The 4554-nt window shown below is 54.8% G+C and carries 3 protein-coding genes and 1 pseudogene; 3 read left to right on the top strand and 1 reads right to left on the bottom strand.

Annotation, left to right across the window (positions count from 1 at the left end; genetic code table 11):
* From ACTH3S_RS17905 to prpD, 3 genes are all read left to right on the top strand, one after another.
* The coding region (locus ACTH3S_RS17905) for an aconitase family protein (protein WP_441810368.1) at positions 1-1214 on the top strand (1214 nt) is incomplete at its 5' end.
* Positions 1215-1296: 82 nt separating this feature from the next.
* On the top strand, positions 1297-2472 hold the full coding sequence (gene prpF / locus ACTH3S_RS17900; RefSeq protein ID WP_441810367.1) for a 2-methylaconitate cis-trans isomerase PrpF: 1176 nt from the start codon (positions 1297-1299) through the stop codon (positions 2470-2472).
* Positions 2473-2507: 35 nt separating this feature from the next.
* Positions 2508-3992, top strand: coding sequence for a 2-methylcitrate dehydratase (prpD, locus tag ACTH3S_RS17895; RefSeq protein WP_441810366.1), 1485 nt, complete (start codon positions 2508-2510; stop codon positions 3990-3992).
* A gap of 16 nt (positions 3993-4008) precedes the next feature.
* Here prpD and ACTH3S_RS17890 read toward each other — a convergent pair.
* Positions 4009-4554, bottom strand: a pseudogene (locus ACTH3S_RS17890) (hypothetical protein); the annotation flags it as partial.

Below are 4554 nucleotides of genomic sequence, written 5' to 3'. Positions count from 1 at the left end.
ATCTTGGCTTTGGTGTGGTGGCGTTTGCATGCACCACCTGTAACGGCATGAGTGGCGCGTTGGATCCAGAAATCCAGAAAGAAGTGGTTGAGCGCGATTTGTACTCCACCGCTGTGCTTTCTGGTAACCGTAACTTTGACGGACGTATTCACCCCTATGCCAAGCAAGCATTCCTTGCGTCACCGCCTTTGGTTGTGGCATACGCGATTGCGGGAACCATCCGTTTCGACATCGAAAAAGATGCATTGGGTTACGACCAAGACGGCAACCCCGTCACCCTGAAAGACATCTGGCCAGACGATGCGGAAATCGACGCCATCGTGAAGCAGTCGGTGAAGCCGGAGCAGTTCCGCAGCACCTACATTCCGATGTTTGATGTTACCCGTGACGCTCAAGCCAAGACCAACCCACTGTACGACTGGCGCGAAATGAGCACCTACATTCGCAGACCGCCATACTGGGAAGGCGGCATGGTTGGCGAGAAGTCACTCAAAGGCATGCGCCCGTTGGCGGTACTGCCGGATAACATCACCACGGACCACCTGTCGCCGTCCAACGCCATCATGATGGACAGTGCTGCGGGTGAATACCTGCACAAAATGGGTGTGCCGGAAGTAGACTTCAACTCCTACGCAACCCACCGTGGCGATCACCTGACAGCCCAACGCGCCACCTTCGCCAACCCCAAGCTATTCAACGAAATGGTTCTGGATGAAAACGGCAAGGTGAAGCAGGGCTCTTATGCGCGTATCGAACCGGAAGGTAAGGTTACCCGCATGTGGGAAGCTATCGAAACCTACATGGAGCGCAAGCAGCCGCTGATCATCATCGCCGGTGCCGATTACGGCCAGGGCTCATCCCGTGACTGGGCCGCCAAAGGTGTTGCATTGGCAGGTGTAGAAGCTATTGCAGCGGAAGGGTTCGAGCGGATTCACCGTACCAACCTGGTTGGCATGGGCGTTATGCCTTTGCAGTTTGAGGAAGGTGCCACTCGTAAGACTTTGAACATTGATGGTACCGAAACCTACGATGTGGAAGGTACGGCGGCGCCTGGTGCGAAGCTAACGCTGATCATCCAGCGTAAGGATGGTGGCTCTGAACAGGTGCCGGTGACTTGCCGGTTAGATACCGCAGAAGAGCTGTCTATCTATTCGGCTGGTGGTGTGTTGCAGCGGTTTGCTCAAGATTTTTTAGAATCTGAAGGCGCCGCGTAAGGGGAGGGATTGCCCCTCTCCCTAACCCTCTCCCGCAAGGGGAGAGGGGATAAAAGCCACACCAAACTCAAAAAGGTACCCTATGCCCAGCGCTCCCCAAATCAAAATCCCCGCTACCTATATGCGTGGCGGCACCAGCAAAGGCGTGTTCTTCCGCCTGAGCGATCTCCCCGAAAAAGCCCAAATACCGGGCTTGGCGCGAGATAATATACTGCTGCGAGTTATCGGCAGCCCAGACCCCTACCAAAAGCAAACCGACGGTATGGGCGGCGCAACATCTAGTACTAGCAAAACCGTTATTCTGAGCCAAAGCACCCAGCCAGATCACGATGTAGATTACCTGTTCGGGCAGGTAAGCATCGATAAGCCTTTCGTAGACTGGAGCGGAAACTGCGGCAACCTAACAGCCGCCGTGGGTGCGTTTGCCATCAACAGTGGCTATGTTCCAAGCGACCGTATCCCTGAGAATGGCACGGCGGTTGTACGCATCTGGCAGGCCAATATCCGCAAAACCATCATTGCCAATGTGCCCATTACCAACGGCGAAGTGCAGGAAACTGGCGATTTTGAATTGGATGGCGTCACATTTCCCGCTGCAGAAGTGCAGGTGGAATTCATGGACCCCGCCGATGGCGAAGGTTCCATGTTCCCAACGGGCAATCTGGTGGATGAGTTGGAAGTACCCGGGGTGGGCACTTTGCAAGCCACCATGATCAACGCTGGCATTCCCACCGTGTTCATCAATGCAGAGGCAATCGGTTATAACGGCACAGAGCTGCAGGACGACATCAACAGCGATCCCAAAGTTCTCGCAATGTTTGAAACCATTCGTGCCCACGGCGCGGTGAAAATGGGGTTGATCCACAACATTGAAGAAGCCGCATCCCGTCAGCACACGCCAAAAGTTGCCTTCGTAGCACCACCGGCGGGCTACACTGCATCCAGTGGCAAGCAAATAGCCGCAGGTGATATCGATGTGTTGGTGCGTGCGCTGTCTATGGGCAAGCTACACCACGCCATGATGGGTACCGCAGCCGTTGCTATTTCAATTGCCGCTGCCATTCCCGGAACGCTGGTAAATCTGGCTGCAGGCGGCGGTGATCGTACCTCAGTCACCTTTGGTCACCCATCGGGCACCCTGCAGGTAGGTGCCGAGGCAAAAGAAGTGGATGGCCAGTGGACAGCCACCAAGGCCATTATGAGCCGCAGTGCCCGCATTTTGATGGAAGGGTGGGTACGCATACCAGACGAGGCTTAAACCTTAAATCGTGAACCCCGAAAGGAGGAACCACTATGACTGCAACATTCGACCTTAACGAACGACCCGATTACGATGACGTTCTACAGCGGATTGCCGATTACGTTCTAACTTATCGGGTGGAGAATGAAGAGGCGTGGAACACGGCCCGCAACTGCCTGATGGACACGCTTGGTTGCGGCCTGCTGGCGTTGCGCTTTCCGGAGTGTAGCAAGCACCTTGGGCCGATTGTTGAAGGCACCGTGGTTCCCCACGGCGCCCGTGTTCCGGGAACCCAGTTCCGGCTTGATCCCGTTAAGGCAGCTTGGGATATCGGCTGCATCGTGCGTTGGCTGGATTACAACGACACCTGGCTGGCGGCTGAATGGGGACATCCTTCGGATAGTCTGGGTGGCATTCTTGCCGTGGCCGACCACCTCTCCCAGAAGCGCGTCGCAGAGGGCAAAGAGCCGATTACCATGCGTACGGTTCTGGAAGCCATGATCATGGCCCACGAAATTCAAGGCGTGTTGGCGCTGGAAAACTCGTTCAATCGGGTGGGGCTGGATCACGTCTTGTTGGTGAAGGTTGCTTCTACAGCCGTCACCGCAAAACTCATGGGCGCCACTCGCGAACAACTGCTCTCGGCACTCTCCCATGCCTGGGTAGACGGCCAGGCACTGCGAACCTACCGTCATGCCCCTAACGCGGGTTCCCGTAAATCCTGGGCTGCCGGCGATGCCACCTCCCGGGCCGTTCGCCTTGCAGACATTGCCATGCGCGGCGAGATGGGCATTCCCAGCGCTCTGACCGCACCTCAGTGGGGTTTTTACGACGTACTGTTCAGCAAAACGAATAAAGACCAGTGTGTGAAGCCCGAAGGTGAGCGTCAGTTCTCGCTACCTCAAGCCTTCGGCTCCTATGTGATGGAAAACATACTGTTTAAGATTTCCTTCCCCGCGGAGTTTCATGCCCAAACCGCAGCAGAAGCCGCAGTTACCCTTCATCCACAAGTGAAAGACCGGATTGATGAGATCGACAAAATCGTAATCACCACCCATGAATCCGCCATCCGAATCATCTCAAAAGTGGGTAAACTGGCTAACGCAGCCGACCGCGACCATTGTTTGCAATACATGACAGCCGTACCGCTGATTTTCGGACAACTCAACGCCGAGCATTACGAAGACGACTTTCATGCGGCTCATCCCGAGATCGATACGCTGCGGGAAAAAATGGAGGTGGTTGAAGACGCGCGTTACACCCAGGAATACCTGGAGGAAGACAAGCGCTCCATCGCCAACGCCATTCAGGTGTTTTTCAAAGATGGCTCAAGCACTGAGCAGGTTGCAGTGGAGTATCCCATTGGCCATCGCCGGCGTAGAGAAGAGGGTATTCCACTACTTGAAGACAAGTTCAGGGCAAATCTTGCAACACGGTTCCCTGGGCAACAGTGTCAGCAGATTGTTGAGCTGTGTAAGGATCAGAAGGAGCTGGAACACACCTCAGTTCATGAGTTTGTGGGCATGTTCGTTATCTGAACCAGTTTATACACTTTTATTTGCGGCCCGGTGACAAGGGTTTTACGTTGTCGGGTGCGCTTCTACTTGCCCGGAGGGGAGATTCTTCATCCGGGAAGACTGTCGTCAAGCGCTTATCAATCCGCTCAAGAGCTTCGGCCATACGCAACAGTGCGTTAGTCACGCCAGCGAGCTCATCTGCACCGATATTCGTACTTTGCCCACTCTGCTCTGGGGTGGGGTGCTCCTGTTTCTTCAATTCCGGTGGCTTCGGCGAACCTTCAAGCAGATCGTCTCCCAGAATGTCTTTCCGAATGGATTTCAAATCGTGGGGATCGATAAAAGGCCGGTCTTCGGCATAGGCGCACATCATCATGCCGTCGCACAGTTTGTTTATCAGCCGCGGAATGCCTTTGCTCAGCTTGTGTATTTCCCGAACCGTATCGCCATCAAAAAGCTTGTTGCCACCGTGGCCAGAAACCAAAAGCCGGTAATCAACATACTCGGCGGTTTCTGCATAGGTTAGCCCCTCTAGCAGCCTGTCGGACTTAACCAAGCAGTATCGACATGAGATAATCGGGGC

Source organism: Marinobacter sp. (assembly GCF_052094685.1).
GTDB lineage: Bacteria > Pseudomonadota > Gammaproteobacteria > Pseudomonadales > Oleiphilaceae > Marinobacter.
This window is presented reverse-complemented; position numbering and strand designations above follow the sequence as displayed.